The 16,745-nt window shown below is 69.9% G+C and carries 15 protein-coding genes, 1 pseudogene and 1 riboswitch; of the genes and pseudogenes, 6 read left to right on the plus strand and 10 right to left on the minus strand.

Annotated features, from left to right (window positions below):
- Positions 1–189 precede the first annotated feature (189 nt).
- Positions 190–410, plus strand: a riboswitch (cobalamin riboswitch).
- Positions 411–553: 143 nt separating this feature from the next.
- Together BFV98_RS32925 and BFV98_RS31010 are read left to right on the plus strand one after the other, a co-directional pair.
- Positions 554–1,240 carry a hypothetical protein gene (locus BFV98_RS32925; protein ID WP_030502011.1) on the plus strand — a complete coding sequence of 229 codons (687 nt, stop codon included), beginning with the start codon at positions 554–556 and terminating at the stop codon, positions 1,238–1,240.
- Positions 1,241–1,544: 304 nt separating this feature from the next.
- Positions 1,545–4,022: an ATP-dependent Clp protease ATP-binding subunit gene (locus tag BFV98_RS31010; RefSeq protein ID WP_071098679.1), complete on the plus strand. Its 2,478-nt coding sequence runs from the start codon at positions 1,545–1,547 to the stop codon at positions 4,020–4,022.
- A 345-nt stretch (positions 4,023–4,367) separates the two neighbouring features.
- On the opposite strand, the gene BFV98_RS31015 is transcribed toward BFV98_RS31010, so the two are convergent.
- The 4 genes from BFV98_RS31015 to BFV98_RS31030 all read right to left on the minus strand — a co-directional run bounded on the left by BFV98_RS31015 (position 4,368) and on the right by BFV98_RS31030 (position 8,625).
- The gene (locus BFV98_RS31015; RefSeq protein ID WP_071098681.1) at positions 4,368–5,138 is read right to left on the minus strand and encodes a hypothetical protein; all 771 of its coding nucleotides are present in this window, start codon (positions 5,136–5,138) and stop codon (positions 4,368–4,370) included.
- A complete protein-coding gene (locus tag BFV98_RS31020; protein ID WP_071098683.1) occupies positions 5,135–6,154 on the minus strand; it encodes a cytochrome d ubiquinol oxidase subunit II in 1,020 nt (339 codons plus the stop codon). Before BFV98_RS31020 ends, BFV98_RS31015 begins: the two co-directional genes overlap by 4 nt.
- A complete protein-coding gene (locus BFV98_RS31025) occupies positions 6,151–7,521 on the minus strand; it encodes a cytochrome ubiquinol oxidase subunit I (RefSeq protein WP_143025383.1) in 1,371 nt (456 codons plus the stop codon). Before BFV98_RS31025 ends, BFV98_RS31020 begins: the two co-directional genes overlap by 4 nt.
- Positions 7,522–7,614: 93 nt before the next feature.
- Positions 7,615–8,625 (minus strand): mechanosensitive ion channel family protein, encoded by a 1,011-nt coding sequence (locus tag BFV98_RS31030; RefSeq protein ID WP_030274996.1) that lies wholly within the window; start codon positions 8,623–8,625, stop codon positions 7,615–7,617.
- Between the two features lie 206 nt (positions 8,626–8,831).
- Between BFV98_RS31030 and BFV98_RS31035 the strand changes: the two genes are divergently transcribed.
- The gene (locus BFV98_RS31035; RefSeq protein ID WP_082931039.1) at positions 8,832–9,134 is read left to right on the plus strand and encodes a nucleotidyltransferase family protein; all 303 of its coding nucleotides are present in this window, start codon (positions 8,832–8,834) and stop codon (positions 9,132–9,134) included.
- Positions 9,135–9,259: 125 nt separating this feature from the next.
- On the opposite strand, the pseudogene BFV98_RS31040 reads toward BFV98_RS31035, so the two are convergent.
- Positions 9,260–9,529: pseudogene (locus tag BFV98_RS31040) on the minus strand (transposase family protein); the annotation flags it as partial.
- Between the two features lie 434 nt (positions 9,530–9,963).
- Here BFV98_RS31040 and BFV98_RS31045 point away from each other — a divergent pair.
- Together BFV98_RS31045 and BFV98_RS31050 are read left to right on the plus strand one after the other, a co-directional pair.
- On the plus strand, positions 9,964–11,184 hold the full coding sequence (locus BFV98_RS31045) for an FAD-binding oxidoreductase (RefSeq protein WP_218128569.1): 1,221 nt from the start codon (positions 9,964–9,966) through the stop codon (positions 11,182–11,184).
- A 493-nt stretch (positions 11,185–11,677) separates the two neighbouring features.
- Positions 11,678–11,848 carry a TraR/DksA C4-type zinc finger protein gene (locus BFV98_RS31050; protein ID WP_230650302.1) on the plus strand — a complete coding sequence of 57 codons (171 nt, stop codon included), beginning with the start codon at positions 11,678–11,680 and terminating at the stop codon, positions 11,846–11,848.
- Between the two features lie 73 nt (positions 11,849–11,921).
- On the opposite strand, the gene BFV98_RS31055 is transcribed toward BFV98_RS31050, so the two are convergent.
- The 3 genes from BFV98_RS31055 to BFV98_RS31065 all read right to left on the minus strand — a co-directional run bounded on the left by BFV98_RS31055 (position 11,922) and on the right by BFV98_RS31065 (position 13,383).
- Positions 11,922–12,188 carry a hypothetical protein gene (locus BFV98_RS31055; protein WP_030274987.1) on the minus strand — a complete coding sequence of 89 codons (267 nt, stop codon included), beginning with the start codon at positions 12,186–12,188 and terminating at the stop codon, positions 11,922–11,924.
- A gap of 69 nt (positions 12,189–12,257) precedes the next feature.
- Positions 12,258–13,010 carry a rod shape-determining protein gene (locus tag BFV98_RS31060; protein ID WP_148062122.1) on the minus strand — a complete coding sequence of 251 codons (753 nt, stop codon included), beginning with the start codon at positions 13,008–13,010 and terminating at the stop codon, positions 12,258–12,260.
- A 166-nt stretch (positions 13,011–13,176) separates the two neighbouring features.
- Positions 13,177–13,383: a hypothetical protein gene (locus BFV98_RS31065; protein WP_230650299.1), complete on the minus strand. Its 207-nt coding sequence runs from the start codon at positions 13,381–13,383 to the stop codon at positions 13,177–13,179.
- A 209-nt stretch (positions 13,384–13,592) separates the two neighbouring features.
- On the opposite strand from BFV98_RS31065, the gene BFV98_RS31070 reads away from it, so the two are divergent.
- Positions 13,593–14,102, plus strand: a complete 510-nt coding sequence (locus BFV98_RS31070) for a hypothetical protein (RefSeq protein ID WP_013476174.1) — start codon at positions 13,593–13,595, stop codon at positions 14,100–14,102.
- 177 nt (positions 14,103–14,279) lie between these two features.
- On the opposite strand, the gene BFV98_RS31075 is transcribed toward BFV98_RS31070, so the two are convergent.
- Together BFV98_RS31075 and BFV98_RS31080 are read right to left on the minus strand one after the other, a co-directional pair.
- Positions 14,280–14,966, minus strand: coding sequence for a response regulator (locus BFV98_RS31075; protein WP_071098685.1), 687 nt, complete (start codon positions 14,964–14,966; stop codon positions 14,280–14,282).
- Positions 14,963–16,606 carry an ATP-binding protein gene (locus BFV98_RS31080; protein ID WP_255368317.1) on the minus strand — a complete coding sequence of 548 codons (1,644 nt, stop codon included), beginning with the start codon at positions 16,604–16,606 and terminating at the stop codon, positions 14,963–14,965. The genes BFV98_RS31075 and BFV98_RS31080 overlap by 4 nt, the downstream gene beginning before the upstream one ends.
- Positions 16,607–16,745 lie beyond the last annotated feature (139 nt).

Here is a 16,745-nt window from a genome sequence, read left to right on the forward strand (position 1 = left end):
GCACCGACCATTCCACCCGGGGCGGTTCAGACCGGGTTCGGCAGCGCGCATCCGCCGACCACGACTACCGCGACCCGGCCCATCTTCTAGCCCCTCGTCACCCTCTCGTCGCACGCAAGCACTCCGCTGCCGCGACGGCTTGCTGTCCCGCAGGGCGGACACACCGACCACGTCGGCCCACCGCCCCATACGATGGACAACGGCGCTGGTGCGCCCCCCCCGCCGCGCGAGTGGGGCGCCGTAAGAGGGAACCCGGTGCGAATCCGGGACTGCCCCGCAGCGGTGAGTGGGAACGACAGCCGTCAACGAAGCACTGGACCGCGAGGTCTGGGAAGCGACGGCCAGTAGGTGACCGGGTGGATCCGGTCGTGCCGCGAGTCCGAAGACCTGCCCGCACTGCGCGTACCGCCGGTGCGCGCCGTCGGCGGCCTCTCGGGAGGGCCAGGGCGGAAAGCCGGTACGCGACAGCCGTACCCCGCCTTCCCCTTCCCCCGTGGCCGCCAGGCACCTCGAGGGAAGGACCACAGTGACAACCTCATTCGGGCAGAGCACAGTGCTCGGCTACCCCCACATCGGCGCGCACCGCGAGTTGAAGAAGGCGGTCGAGGCCTACTGGGCGGGCCGGATCGACGCCGAGAAGTTGGCGGCGACCGCTGCCGCACTACGGGAGGAGGTCTGGCGGACGCTGCGCGACGCGCGCCTGGATGCGATCCCGTCGAACACGTTCTCCTACTACGACCACGTGCTCGACACGGCCGTCGCTGTCGGCGCGATCCCGCACCGGTTCGCCCGCCTCGGCCTCGGCGATCTCGACACCTACTTCGCGATGGCCCGGGGCGTCGATGCCGAGCCGGCGCTCGAACTGACGAAGTGGTTCGACACCAACTACCACTATCTGGTCCCCGAGATCGGCTCCGACACCACCTTCGCGGCGAATCCCGACAAGGCGCTGCGCGAGTACCGTGAGGTCCGCGATCTGGGAATCGACAGCCATCACCGGATCGGGGCGCATCGAGGGTGGGGCGGGGTGGCCGGTGTGCTGCGGGGAGGGTTCCTCATCCGCGACCGCAAGTACACCGCCGCCTTTCGATCACGCCTTCGCCGCCCGAACTCGGCGGAGATGTCTGGGGCGCAAGACGGCGGAGAGCGTGGTGCTGTCGGAACACTGAGCGCAATTCGGTCCCCCGCCGGTGGCCAAACTCGGACGCCTGCCGGACGCCTGGGTCAAGTCCACCGGTAACAACGCAGCGCTCGTGAGGGCAGACCGCAGGGTCCGCGGGTACCGGGGTCCCGCGCCTCCCGGCCTGCCGGTCAAGGCGCCGATCCGATGGTGGGCAGGCCGCAGGCGCCGACGGGGCCCAGCGCCTGGGACGCTCCGGTGCGACCTCCGCGACAACCACCCTCAGTGGCTGCCCTGCACCCGCAGCGAGTACAAACCCTGGCCTCCCCAGAAACCCATAAAGGCCAACTCTGTGGGCGAAAGGTGCGTAGCGTTCAGGTGGGCCTGTGCCGAGGACCCACCCCACCGGCAGAAAGGGTATGAGATGTCGCTCGACGCGTTCCGCATCCCCGGCGGCTCCTTGGACGACTTGATCAGTCGGTTCTTCGGCGGAGACCCGTTCGCGGGACGTCCGGTGGAGCGGGTCGACCTGTCCCGGCTGCTCTCCACCGAGTCGCGGCAACTCCTGCAACGGGCAGCCGAGCAGGCTACGGAGTGGGGCAGCCCGTACCTCAATGTCGAGCACCTGCTGTGGGCCGCAGCCCAGGCCGACCCCACCCGCCGGATGCTCGGCGCGAGCGGCGCCGACCCCGACGACCTGGCCCGCCAGATAGAGTCGGCCGTCCCCAAGGGCAGGCCACGCGAGGACACGCCTCCGCTCGCGCCGGCGGCGAAGCGCGCCCTGCTCGACGCGCACCGCGAGTCGCGACGGTCCGGCGCGACGTACATCGGCCCCGAACACCTCCTGCTCGGCATCGCCGCGAACCCGGAGACGACCGCGGGCCGGGCGTTGCGGGCGCTCGGTGGGGCCGTCACCGGGCCCACGCCGCCGGCGGGCGGTGCCGACGGGCGCGGAGCCAGCAGCACCCCCACCCTTGACCAGTACGGGCGGGACCTCACCGAGGACGCCCGGGCCGGTCGGCTCGATCCGGTCGTCGGCCGTGATGACGAGATCGACGACACGATCGAAGTGCTCTCCCGGCGTACGAAGAACAATCCGGTGCTCACCGGCGAGCCGGGCGTCGGCAAGACGGCGATCGTCGAGGGCATCGCGCAGCGCATCGTCAACGACGAGGTGCCCGAAACCCTGGCCAACCGGCGTGTGGTCGCACTCGACCTGTCCGGGATGGTGGCGGGCACCAAGTACCGCGGTGAGTTCGAAGAGCGCCTGAAGAACGTGATCCAGGAGGTGACGTCGGGCGAGGACGGGCTGATCCTCTTCATCGACGAACTGCACACCGTTGTCGGCGCGGGCGGCGGTGGCGAGGGGGCGATGGATGCCGGCAACATGCTCAAGCCCGCCCTGGCCCGCGGCGAACTGCACGTGGTCGGTGCGACGACACTGAACGAGTACCGTCGCTACATCGAGAAGGATCCTGCGCTGGAGCGCCGGTTCCAGCCGATCCTGGTGTCGGAGCCGAGCGTGGAGGACACCGTCGCGATCCTCAAGGGCATACGTGACCGGTACGAGGCGCACCATCAGGTGCGCTACACGGACGAAGCGCTGGACGCCGCGGCTGAACTGTCCCACCGCTACATCACCGACCGGTTTCTGCCGGACAAGGCCATCGACCTGCTCGACCAGGCGGGGGCCCGGGTCCGGCTTCGTTCCCGCACCCCGGCTCCGGACAAGAAGGAGATCGAAAGGCGGCTGTCCCAGCTGCGCCGGGAGAAGGACAGCGCGGTGGCGAACGAGGATTATCAACGCGCGGGTGCGCTGAAAGCCGAGATCGGTGCGGCCGAGCGGGATCTGGCGGCGGCGCAGGAGGGCACGCCTCCGGTGCCCGAGGTGCATATGAGCGACATCGCCGAGGTGGTCAGCCGCCGTACCGGTGTTCCCGTCACCCAGCTCACGGAGGTGGAGAAGCAGAGGCTGAGGCGCATCGAGGAGCAACTGCACGAGCGCGTGGTCGGCCAGCACGAGGCCGTACGGGCTGTGGCGGCCGCCGTACGCCGATCGCGTTCCGGGCTGAGCGACCCCCAGCGACCCGACGGGTCGTTCCTCTTCCTCGGCCCCACCGGCGTCGGCAAGACTGAACTGGCTAGAGCCCTCGCCGCGGCGCTCTTCGGCGACGAGTCCAGCATGATCCGCTTCGACATGAGCGAGTTCCAGGAGCAGCACACGGTCAGCCGGCTGGTCGGAGCGCCCCCGGGCTACGTCGGGTACGAGGAGGCCGGTCAGCTCACCGAGGCGGTCCGGCGCCGGCCATACTCGGTGCTGCTCTTCGACGAGGTGGAGAAGGCGCATGCGGATGTGTTCAACGCGCTGCTGCAGGTGCTCGACGACGGTCGCCTCACCGACGCGCAGGGTCGCACGGTCGATTTCAGCAACACCATCCTGATCATGACGAGCAACATCGGCGCGGACCGCATTCTGGCCGCGCAGGCGGCAGGGCGTCCGGTCAACGACCAGCGCGAGGAACTGATGGGGCTGCTGGGGCAGCGGTTCCGGCCGGAGTTCCTCAACCGGATCGACGAGATCATCGTCTTCACCGGCCTGGACCGGGACCAGCTCCTTGAGATCACCGGCCTGCTGCTGGACCGCACCCGCCGTCGGTTGCACGCACAGAACATCAACCTCGAGATCAGCCCGGACGCCACGCAGTGGCTGGCCAACCGGGGCTACCAGCCCGAGTACGGGGCGCGGCCACTGCGGCGCAGCATCCAGCGCGAGTTGGAAGACCGGCTGTCGACCCTGCTGCTCGATGACGGGGCGAATCCGGGCGACACCATCGATGTCAATGTCGTCGGCGGCGAGCTCGACCTCTCGGTCCGGCCCGCCGCCGTACCGGCTGGCACGTGACACCCGACGAGCAGCTCGGCGAGCCGTCGCGGTGTGTCCCGGGGGCTCCACCCCGGCGAGTTGTTGCAGCAGATCATCCAAACCGCGGCCGTGCTGGGAGGGCTTGACGACGACGCCGGCGCAGGCCGGTCAGCCTGCGGGACAACCGCCCGGCCAACCCCCTGTGCCTGAAGGACGTCGCCATCGGCCCCCAATGCGTAGAAGGCGCTGCGCCGCACGGGCGGCATCCGCTGCACCCCACTGAATGACGGCACCGTGAGCGCCGGACCGGTCGACGTGACGGTCAGTCGCTGACAACCGGCCGCCATCACCGGCTGGCCGTCTGGAGGCGGCCGGTGATCGTCCTCAGGCAGCGCCGACGTCGGTGGTGAAGGTCGCGAAGGCGAGCAGGCCGGAGTAGGCGGCCAGGCCGATGGTGAACCAGGTGAAGCTGGAGTGCCTTTCGGGGGCCAGTTCGTCGACGAAAATGTTGAGCAGGATCCCGCCACCCAGGAAGGCGGTGAGCACGTTCATCAGCACGCCGGTGGGCTGGACGGCGACCGCGGTCACCCAGCCGCCGGCGGCGCCGGCGACCAGGACGAGGCGCCACCCGGTGGTGAGGCTGACCGGGAAGTGCTCGGCCAGGACGCCGTCGGTGGCCAGCACGTGCAGCCCCATGGCGACGGCGAACAGCACCGCCGGCCCGAGCCCCGCGTCCAGCTTAGTCGCCAGGGTGTACGTGATCAGGCCGCTGTACAGGGCGAAGAAGCCGAGCTGGAACCCGAAGACCAGCCGGCTGGGCTCTTGCCGGCGCTGCTGCGAGCGGTGGGTGACACGTTCCAGGGCGTAGAACGTGAAGAAGCCGACCAGCGCGACGAGGAACAGCACGAATCCGCGGGCCGGGGTGGGCCTGATCTCCTCCTCCAGGACGTGGGCCACCGCCTGGTTGCCCTCCGCGAGGCGCGGCAGCAGGTAGAGGAACACGTACGCGGCGGCGATGCCGCCACCGAGGGACGTCGCCGCGTGGGTGGGCACCGGCAGTCTCCGGCGGATGGCCGGCGCGAGAAGGTGCAGGGCTCCCAGCGCCACCGCCGCCGCCAGCGCCGCCCACAGGCTGCCCGCCCGGGTGAGCGTCACCGGGGCGGTGGGTTGCCGGCGGCCGGCTTGGAGCCCTGGAAGATGCCGAACAGCCAGAGCAGGGAGGGCGCCAGCAGCAGCGCTCCGACCGCGAGGACGGCGAGCACCGTGGCGAGCACGGTGGGATCACCGGCCGCCTCGGTGACGGTCAGGTCGGGCGGCAGCAGGTCTGGGTACTGGGCGGCGCCCCAGGCCCAGAGGACGGCCGCGACCGCGAGGGCCGCGGTCACCCGCACCGCCCGGTAGCGGCCGGTGGCGATCAGCACCAGCGACCCGAGCCCCGCGGCGAACGAGAGCAGCACCAGGGCGAGCGCCCGGCCCCGAAGATCGGCGAAAAGGTCCGGCGCGTCGGCGGCGACGACGGCCAGCCCGGCCGCCGCGCCGACGCCCACCGCTATGCCGGTGACCAGGGCGCGGCGGCGGAACTGGGCCACCAGGTCGGCGGCACCGGCGCGGCGCGCGTCGTGGATGAGGTAGACCGCGGCGAGGTACGCGCACACGCCGATCGCGAGCAGTCCGCCGTAGATGGAGGTGGGATTGAGCCAGCTGCGCCAGATGTCACCCTCGGTGATGCCGGGTGGGACGCGACCGGAGGCGACTGCGCCGACGATCGAGCCGAGGAAGAACGGGGTGGCCACCGAGGAGAGCGCGAAGGTGGCGCCGTAGAGGCGTTGCTCGGTGAGGGTGTGACTGGCCTTGCGGAAGGCGAAGGCCGCGCCACGACCGATGATGCCCAGCGCGGCCAGGGTCAGCGGGATGTAAAGGGTGGAGGCGAACGCGGCGAACGCGGGCGGAAAGGTGGTCCAGAACAGGGTGATCACCAGGATCAGCCAGACGTGGTTGGCCTCCCACACCGGGCCGATCGAGTGCGCGATCAGTTCCCGGCGGGCTGCGCCGCGGCGCGCCCCGCCGGCGAGGAGGTCCCAGATCCCGGCGCCGAAGTCCGCGCCGGCGAGCAGGGTGTAGAGCGTCAGACCGGCCAGCAGCACCCCGAGCAGGACGTCGACGACGGTCATCGGCCGCTGTCCACCGGTTCGGGTACGCCCTTCTGCGGAGCGACCGGCTCGTCGCGGTGGCAGGCCATCCGCCACAGAACCGCGACGGTGGCGACGGTGAGCACCGCGTAGACGGCGGCGACCAGGGCCAGGCCGGTGGCCAGGCCCGGCGCCGGATTTACCGCCTCGGCGGTGCGCAGCACGCCGTACACGATCCAGGGTTGCCGCCCGACCTCGGTGACGACCCAGCCGGCCTCGACCGCGACGGCGGCGGCGACCCCGGACAGGGCGGCGGCCCGCAGGAACCACGGCGAGCGCGGCGGATCCCGACGCCGCCACCACGCAAGCGCCCACCAGGCGGAAAGCGCTACCAGCCCGAAGCCGATGGCCACCATCAGCTGGAACGCCCACTTGACCACCGTCACCGGTGGCTCCTGATCGTCGGGCACCTGGTCCAGGCCCATGACCACGGCGTCCGGATCCCACCTGGCCAGCAGCGACAGGGCGTTGGGCACCTCGACTGCGTACCGCAGTTCCCCGTCGACGTAGACGCCGCCGAGCGAGAGCGGCGCGCCGGCCTCGGTGCGGGCCAGCCCCTCCATCGCGGCGAGCTTGGTGGGCTGGTACTCCGCGACGAAGTGCGCCGCCCAGTCGCCGACCACGACCTGCACCGGGGAGAGCACTGCAGCGACGGTGAACGGGATGGCGAAGCCGAGCCGGTGGTAGCGGTCCCGGCGGCCGCGCAGCAGGGCCACCGCGTAGACGCTGGCGATGCCGAAGCCGGTCACCATGAACGCCGCGACGATCATGTGCAGGGTCTGCGGCGGCGTCGCCGGGTTGAACATCGCCTGCCACGGCCTGACGTCGGTGACCTCGCCGGAGACCAGGTCGAAGCCGCGGGGCTGGTTCATCCAGGCGTTTGCCGACACCACGAAGAACGCGGACGCCACGCCCGCGACACAGACCGGCAGTCCGGAGAGCAGGTGCACCCGGGGTGGCACCCGGTCCCAGGCGTACAGGTAGATCCCGACGAAGATGGCCTCGACGAAGAACGCGATGCCCTCCATCGCGAACGGCAGGCCGATCACGTCGCCGAAGCGGCCCATCAGGCCGGGCCAGAGCAGCCCCATCTCGAACGACAGGATGGTCCCCGACACCGCGCCGACCGCGAACAGCACGCCCATCGCCTTGGCCCAGCGGTGCGCCAGCCGGGTGAAGGTCGGGTCCCCGGTGCGCAGACCGCGCCACTCGGCGAAGACGGTGACCGCCGGCATGCCGACGCCGAACGAGGCGATCACGATGTGCCAGCCCAGGGACAGGGCCATCTGCACCCGCGCCGCCATGAGGTCTCCCGGGGCGGCGTCCTGGGCGAGCAGGTCAACCAGCATCGGGTTCCCCACCTTCGTTGCGTGTCAGCCCTATGGTGGTCTAACGGCCCGGCTGCTGGTCGGCAACGCGAATGCCGCATCCCGGGCGCGGAATCAGGGCTTGTACTCGCTGCGGGTGCGGGGCAGCCACTGCGGGTGCTTCTCCCGCAGGTAGCGAACCATCGCCTCGCGCAGGTCGCAGCGGAGGTCCCAGGCGCTCGGCCCGTCGGCGGCGGACGCCTGGATCTGGATGACGACGGTCTGCGGGTTGGCATCGACCATCTGAAGCACCCACTGATGCCGGTCCCACAGCGGCGACGCCTCGATCAGGCGCTGCGCCTCGACGCGCAGGTCGTCCAGGTTGGCGGTGTGGTCGACGTGGATCTGGACCTTGCCGACCACCCGGGTCTCGTGTCGCGTCCAGTTCTGGAACGGGCGCTCGGTGAAGTAGGTCGTGGGCAGGATGAGCCGGCGGTCGTCCCAGAGCCGGATCACCACGTTAGTCAGTTTCACCTCCTCGACGCGACCCCACTCGCCGTCGATGACGAGCACGTCACCGATGTAGAGGCCGTCCGCGAAGGCGACCTGGATGCCGGCGAAGGCGTTGCCCAGCGCGGTCCGGGCGGACAGGCCGATCACGGCGCCGATCACACCGGCCGAGGTGAGCACCGAGATGCCGAACAGGCGTATCGGCTCGAAGGTGGTCATGATCAGACCGATCGCGACGATCGTGACCGCCGTCGAGGTCAACCGTCGCACCGGCCGGATCTGGGTGCGGGTGCGGCGGATCCGACGGTCGGCCATCACCCCGGCCGGCAGCCGGCTGAACGCCACGATCTCGGCGACGTGCAGCGCCCTGACCACCAGCAAGGCGACGCTGCCGATCAGCAGCAACAGGATGGCGTGCCGGCCCTCGCGCAGCCACCGGCCCGGCCCTCCCGGCAGCGCGGCGTAGAGGCCAGCGAGTAGCAGAACGGCGGTCGTCGGGCGGCGGCAGGCCTGGCGCAGCGGCGCCAGCAGCCATTTGTAGCGACCATGGGCGATCCGGTTGACGAGTACGCCGCTGAGCACGTCCACCAGCACGGCCGCCGCCACCGCGGCCAGCATGATCACCGCTCGGCCCATCAGCTGCCGTTCACCGCGATACCGATGGTCATTACTTCCGCTCCCGTCCGGGTCGTCCCCACGGCAGCGTGTCACGAGACGGCCGATCGCCGGGCGTACATCGCGACCGGCCGAAGTCCCCCGGCGGCCGCGGCACGCGGCGCCGCCGCCCGGGGCTCGGGTGGCGAGGAGGTCGCCCGTGACCATCCGCGCTAGCCGAATCCGCCGTGGGAGGCAAAAACCAGGCCGCGGTGCACACCTGGTACCCGGCCAAGTTCGGCGGAGGTCCGGTGGCGCCGTTGCGGACCGTCGCCGATGCCATTGCCACCTGGCCCGAGTACGCCACCGCCGTGGCCGTACGCCTCGACGCGCATGACCAGATCACGGTATGCGCGCCCCACGGCCCCGACGATCTGCTCGATGGGGTGTGGCGGCGCAACCCGGCCAGGGCCAGCGCGGAGATCTCCCGGCGGCGACTCGCCCGCCACCGCCCCACCGAACGCTGGCCTGGTGTCCGCGTCGTGATGTGACCCGGCGCTCGAAGCCCGCTGCCCGAGTCGACCTGCTAATCGCAGGGTGCCCCGTTGCGACATGTGAGTGCGTCTAAGGATGTCTCGTAACTCGGTGATGGCGTTGCCGCGCAACGGTTCCTGGATCAGCCGGCCAGGATGATGTTGTGGAGGTGGGCGATGCCGGATGCGGTGTCGGCCAATGTGTGGGCGGCGCGGCGGTAGTCGCGCAGGATCTTGAAGCATTTCATGCGGGCCAGGGCGTGTTCGACCTGCGCTCGGACCGAGCGATCCTGCTTGTTCAGGTCCGCCTTCCACTCGGGCAGATCACTGCCGTCAGCGGGCTTGCGGTACGGGATGATTACCTCAGGATTGCCGCGGTAGGCGCCGTCTGCCATGACCGGTCGGCCGGCCAGCTTTTAGAACTCCTGACCCCGATGATTCGCCGGTGACGGCCGCTTGTTCGACCAGGCCCGCAGCTATCGACCAATGTTGATGGAGTGCGTGGTCTGGGCGGGGGCGGCGGCGAGGTGCGTCTGTGGCAGCACCACGACGTGCTGACCTGCCAGGTCAGCGACAACGGGCCCGGGCTGGGCGAGATTGCCGTCGCGCTGCCGTCGCCTGATGGTTTCCGAGCGTCGGCAAGGTGTGACGCATCAGCTGACCGGCCACAGCCCTGGCCCGGTATGCGGTGACCAGGCGATCATGGCCGGAAAGCAGGCCCGGATGGCGCGCCCAGCTACCCAACGGCTGTCGAGACGGCACAGCGCAGCAGAGGAGTGGTATGTCTGACGAGCTCGGCGTGACAGGCACTCCCGCGTTCGTGCGCGGCTCACCGTGTGACGTCGCGGTGATCGGAGCGGGCATGGTCGGCTTGTCCACGGCCTGGTTCCTGCAGGAAGCCGGCGCACGGGTGACGGTCTACGAGCGTCATCACGCTGGCGCCGGCTCGTCGTGGGGCAACGCCGGCTGGCTGACCCCGGGGCTGACCGCCCCACTGCCGGAACCTGCGGTGCTGCGTTACGGTCTACGCGCGGTGCTCAGCGCCCGATCCCCGGTGTACCTGCCGCTGCGGGCCGACCGTGACCTGTGGCGTTTCCTGCTGTCGTTCGTGTTCTACAGCACCGCCCGGCGGTGGCGACGGGGCATGGCCGCCTACGTCCCCCTCAACGAGCGCTGCCTGGATGCCTTCGATGCCCTCGCGGCCGGCGGTGTGAGCGCCGTGACGACGCCGGCGGAACCCTTCCTGGCCTGCTTCGCCCGCGAGCGTGACAGCCGTGGGCTGCTGGACGAGCTGGAACAGATGGGCGACGCCGGTCAGGACGTCACCTTCCGCCCGGTGACCGGACAGGTGGTCCGATCGATGGAGCCCGTTCTGAGCGACCGGGTCGGTGCCGCCGTCCAGATTTTCGGGCAGCGGTACCTGAACCCTTCCGAGTTCATCCCGTCGCTGGCGGATGCGGTCCGGGCCCGCGGCGGCCGCATCCTCGACAACAGCGAGGTGACCGGTCTGCAGCCGGCAACCACGGACGTCCGCGTCACCGGCCCATTCGGGCAGCAGCGCCGCCATGACGCTGTGGTCATCGCCACCGGAGCGGCCTTCGGTGAGCTGGCGGCACGCTTCGGCGTACGTCGCCCGGTGCAGGCCGGGCGCGGCTACAGCTTCAGCGTGCCTGTCGAACGGATGCCCGCCGGCCCGCTGTACTTCCCGGCGCAGCGGGTCGCCTGTACTCCGTTGGGCAGCCGGTTGCGGGTAGCCGGGATGATGGAGTTCCGCCGGCCCGCCGACGAGTTGGACCCGCGACGCATCACCGCCGTCGTCGACGCGGTGCGGCCGTTGCTCAACGGGGTGAACCTTGATGACCGTCGCGACGAGTGGGTCGGTTCCCGGCCGTGCACTCCTGACGGCCTGCCGTTGATCGGCGCGACCGCCGCGCCGCGGGTGTTCGTCGCCGGTGGCCATGGCATGTGGGGCATCGTCCTGGGGCCGATCACCGGACAGTTGGTGGCCCAAGCGGTGCTCAAGGGTGAGGTGCCCGCGGAGCTGGCGCCGTTCGACCCGCTGCGCTAGCGGGTGCGTCAGCGCTGCCGAAGCCCCTGCCGAACGTCCGGAACGATCAATTCAAGGTGGTCCGATGCTGGTGGCGAGCTCTCGCTCGCACACCGTCACTGCGTTGGCGGCGTTCAAAGCTGTCCATCTCACGGCCCCGCGGCCGATCGCCGCAGTTTCCGACGGTTGCTCCTCGAGCAGGACGGCGACTGGGCAACGCAGCCCGCAGCCGTCGGGTCGAGACCCACGGCGAGCGAGGTAGTTCACGACACCCACCGATCGCCAGGGCGAAGCCGTTCGAGCTTCCGCCCTCTTGCTTCCCGAAGCACTTTCGGCCTCCCGACCAAAAAGCGGTACATGAGCGTCGACATCGAAGTATCCGATCAGGCTGGCTCGCCGGCCTCCGTGCGTCGCTGAGCGAGGACTTCGCCGCCCAGACGACCGGCTCAAGGAACTGACGGAGATCTCGGCCGACACCGGCGACCCCGGCGAAGCACACAACCGGGCGGCACTGGTGACGGCCACCCGGCACAACCTCGAACAGATCACCGGTGCGCTGCGACGCATCGCCGAGGGCAGCTACGGCCGCTGCGAGAAATGCGGCGGCCTCATCCCCGCCGAACGGCTCGAAGTGCTACCGCATACCCGGTTCTGCGTCCCCTTCCAGCAGAAACACAAGGGCTGACGGAATGCCGCGGCAGCGGCCGCGCCGGCCTCGTCGCCGGCGCGGCCGCTGATCATGGCAGCACTCAGCCCCGTCACCCGGCAGCCGGATGGCGGGGCTGCCGAGTGGTTGTGACATCCACGTCGATGACGTCCAGGATGCCCAGCAGTCCCGCCAACGCGATCGCCTCGCTACGCGAGAGGGTCAGGCTGCAGGTGGCATCGGGATCGTCGCTGACGCCGTGGATCAGCTCGCGTCGACCGCCGGCGTAGTGGGTGACAACGCCGACCCGATGACCGGTGACGGTGGTGAATGCGTGGCACTCTCCGATGCCCGGCAGCGGTGTGAATTCGACGTCCATGACAAACTCCGGAAGAAGACGACCGCAACCGCGGCCGGGAAGTGGATACGGATGCGGGACCGGCCCACGTCAGCTCGTGAGTAGCCGGCGCAGGCCGGTGAGCGTGGCCAGCGGCGGTTCGGCGGGCATCGTGATGGAGCGGCCGGTCAGCGCGGCCAACCTCGCGGCGGCTCCGGCGGCGGTCGCACCACCACCGGTGAGCAGCAGCCGCCGCTGACCACCCCGCGGACGGTCGAGACGGCGCACACAGTCGGCGATCGCCGGGATCCGGTCGACGGATCCGGCGTCATCGACACGCTCCGCCGCGACGATGCTGCGGTCACAGATGCGTGCCACTTCGGTACGTCCGGATCCGATGTCCACCACGACCACGTCACCGCCCGGGTCAGGACGGCAGGCCAGAGCAGCCGCGAGTGGCTCCTCCACTGCATTGACCCGTCCACCGACGGCACGGCGGACCGCGGCGACAAGCACGTTGCGCTGGCGCAGGGTCGCGGTCGCCGGCACACCGACCAGTACGGGATAGGCGGTGTCGGAAGGTAGGCGGAGATCGGCGGTCAGCAACCGGAGCAGGTGCACGCAGGCGAAGAAGTCGCGCACCACGCCGTTGCGCACCGGCCACGTGGCGGTCACACCGCGGGTCTGAGCGGTCAGCGCGGCTCGTCCGGCCACGTGCCGGTCGGTGCTGGGGCGGCAGAGCACCGTCGGTTCAGTGATCACCGTTCCAGCCTGCGGCGTCCACAGCCGGACGGTGGACGTTCCGAGGTCAAGGGCAAGGCACGACTGTACGCCCGGACGAGCGTAGGCGCCGGCGGTCAGCATGTCGTCCACCCGGGTACGTCGGGGACCAGGTGTCGAGGGCTAACGAAGGGAAGCGACGTCGCCGGCAGGTCAATGGGCATGCAGAAGCGAAAGTCATGAATGAAGGGTGGCATGGTGCTCCCAGCCAAGGGGCAGCGTCGTGTCCGACGCCGCGCAACGGGCGGCTTCAGGCGGTGAGCGTCCACGTCGGCGGGGCCCGGTCCGCCGACCACGCCGGTACACAGCCCGGGACCGCACGGCGGGTCAGCCGGAAGACGATGCACAACCCGATGTCCCGGGCGGTGGACACGACCAACACCAGCACAGCCCAGACGAGCAACGTCGGCACCGCAACTCGCCGGCCGACGCCCCCGAAGCCGCGCCCGTCATCCATGTCGGCCACCATAGCCGTCCAGAACAGGAAGGGCCACGACAGCACTCAAGCGGTCGACCGAGGTCTCGGTCATCCGGCCCGCACCGCAGCCAGTGACCGCGGGCCGGTTGCCGGGCATCGGCAACGAGCGCGACGAAGTTGCGCCGGATCCGACCGCTTTCACTGAGCTGTTCAGCGGCGACGATGGGATTCGGTAAACGCTTGTATCAATGGAAGTGATCGGTGTAACCGTGCCCGCGAACGTCCTCTCGTCCGACCAGCGCGCTGCCGGTATGTGTCGCTCTGCCCCGCAGACCGCGGTCGCGATTGGCCTCGGCAGCAGCTCGATCGGCGTCTGGGCGGCGCACCGCGGCACCATCAGCGCGCCGTGCGGGGACGCGTCTACCTCCGCCGGTTCTCTGATCCGGCGCGGCTGTATCGTCGACGCCGACGGCTGCGTGATCCTGCTGTCCCACTTGATCCGCCTTTTCAGCGAACCGGTGCCTCCCGGCGGTGTCGTCGCGGCCTGCCGCCCGGTCCTAGCCGGCGAACACGACCAGACCGTGATGCGCCGCGTCGTCGAGACGGTCCTCGCACCCTCCCGCCTGGTGTTCATCGACACCGTGCGCGCCGCCGCGATCGGCTCGGGAGCAGCCGGCAGCCTGCTGGTCACCGACGTCGGAGCCCAGCTGACCGAGGTCGCCCTGCTGCACCACAGGCGGGTCGCAGCACGGCCGTGATCTCCGGAACCGACCCCCCCGGCGGCGAAGCACGCCAACCGCCTGCCGCCGTACCGCCTCACACTCGCCCACCGCGCGGACAACCCACCTCATCGAAATGCCCCATCACCCGGGCCTGCGGTGATCAACGGTGACGACCACGCTGACAGGCCGAGTTGCAATGAACGAGTTGACCTTTCAAGATCCAGAACGGACCGTCCAGCGGTAACGGCGTTCCGGCCGTCCGGTGTTTCCGTACCTGAGTGTTACTGCGGCCCGGCCGACTGCGGCGAAGTGTTCGAGGTAACGGCGGGCACTGACTCGGGAGATGCCGATCTGATGCGCACACTCGGCGGCGGAGAGGGTTCCCGCTTGCTTCCGGAGGATCTCCTCCACCAGTCCGGCAGTCTCTGGGCTGAGGCCGCGGGGGAGAGCGGACGAGCCGGTGATCGGGCTGCTCGACGTGAGCGCCCGGTCGATATCCCCCTGGTCGCAGACCATGCTCTTCGAGAGAGTGCTGCGCCGCGCGGCATACTGCTCGAGCCTGCCCCGCAGTTCCTCGAAGCTGAATGGTTTGAGAAGGTAGTTGACCGCGCCGTACCGCACCGCCCGGCGTACATTGTCGCTCTCCCGGGCAGCGCTGATAACGAGGACATCGCAGTCATGCCCGGCGGTGTGCAGCCTGGCGACCACGTCGAGGCCGAACATGTCCGGAAGGTACAAGTCGAGCAGCACCAGGTCTGGGCGCAACTGCTCCACCGCGGCGATTGCCTCTTCCCCGGTGCTCGCGGTTGCCACGACCCGGAAGTCTTCGAGCCGTTCGACGAAACCGCGATGGATCCGGGCCACCCTGAAGTCATCATCAACGATCAGCACGTCGATCACGGCCCTGCCTCCAGCGGCGCTACCGACATTCGCGCGGTGAACATCGCGCCCTCCTCGGTGTTCGTCACTGCGACCTCACCACCGCGGCGGTGACAGACCATGCGGGTGAGCGCGAGGCCGATACCCCGTTCACCGCCCTCTGCCGCTTTCGTCGTGAAACCGTGGGCGAACACTTCCTGCGCCAGTCGGGGAGCGATCCCCGGCCCCGAGTCGCGGACGACGATTTCGATCGATGCGGAATCCTGACGCAACTCGACTTCTACCCACTGGTTTCCGGCGCCCGGCCTGCCGTTGATGTCCGGGCAGGCGCCCGAGTCCGCGGGGGAGACATTCCGGCCTCCTGCGACGGCTTCGACGGCGTTGTCCACGAGGTTGCCCAACACCGTACCCACATCGGCTGATACCGCCATGTCCAGCCGGCCCAACCTGGTCCGCTCAGAGATCCGCAGTTCCACGCGGCGCTCGGCGGCGACCGCCGATTTGGCCGTGAGCAGAGCTGCCACCGCAGTGTCGTGGATCCGGCTCGTCACCGCGAGGTCCAGGGAGGCGCGATGCCGGCTGAGCGCCTCGACATACCGGACCACCTCCTCGTGCTCACCGATCTGGATCAGCCCGGAGATGGTGTGCAGCTGATTCGCGAACTCGTGTGTCTGTGCGCGCAGCGACTCGGTGGTACTGCGAAAGGAACCGATCTCCTGCTCCAGGCGGGCCAGCTCGGTCCGGTCCCGCAGTGTGGTGACCGAGCCGAGCCGCCGGCCGTCCTTGTTCACCCTCATCCGGCTCATCACGAGCACCCGGCCGCCCCGCACCACGACCTGGTCCCGCGTCTCCCGCGCGCTGCCCGCCCCCGTGAGTACGTCGCGTAGCCGGCCCTCGATCCGTAGCTCCGACAGGCTGCGGCCGAGGCAATGTTCGGGCAGGTCGAGCAATCGGCGGCCGACAGAGTTGACCAGCGTGACCCGGTGTTGCGGATCGAGCGCGATGACCCCTTCGGCTAGGCCGTGCAGCAGCGCTTCCCGGTGCTCTGCCAGACCGGCGATCTCCCGCGGTTCGAGGCCGAGGGTCTGCCGCTTGATGCGCCGGGCCAGCAGCCATGATCCGAGCACTCCGAGGGCGCTGGCTATGCCGAGGTAGGTGAAGAGGTAGGACGAAGCGCCGACCAGCCGTTGCCACCAGGACGGAAGTGCCTCGCCGACCATCACCACGCCCAGATGCCGCCCGAGGTTCTCCTTCTTGCGGTCGCCCAGGACCGGCACCTGCGCCACCAGCTCGCGTGCCCCGCCCACCGCCAGCTCACCGAACCAGCTCCGACCGCCGGCGACCCTCGGATCACCGAGCACCATGAGGCTGCCGACAAGCGTTGGGTTGGTGGAGGTGACTATCTGTCCGCTGTCATCGGCGACGCTGACGGTGGTCACGTTTGCCTGAACCGGCAGGTTCTGCACCAGGGACGCGATCGTCTCCCCGGGCGCCGGCCGGTCGAGGCGGTCCCGTAGCAGCGGGTTCCCGGCGAGTTGTTCGCCGAGGGCAGCAACACGGCGGCCTTCGACCCGGTTGAAGGTGGCCGCCGACTGCGCCAGCGACACGGCCGCCACCGCTGCGAGCACCACGACGATGATCGCGAGTTGGAGAGCGAGCAACTGCCCGGCGAGCGTACGACGCCGAGGCATGACCGCGACCACAACGACCTCAACTTCCGCTGGTGACACAAGGCAGACGGGGACCCTGCGTCGGGGTCATCATCTTGCCGCCGGTCTGAATCGAAACGGAAGAGAAACA

It is taken from the genome of Micromonospora sp. WMMB235, assembly GCF_001855515.1.
GTDB lineage: Bacteria > Actinomycetota > Actinomycetes > Mycobacteriales > Micromonosporaceae > Micromonospora > Micromonospora aurantiaca.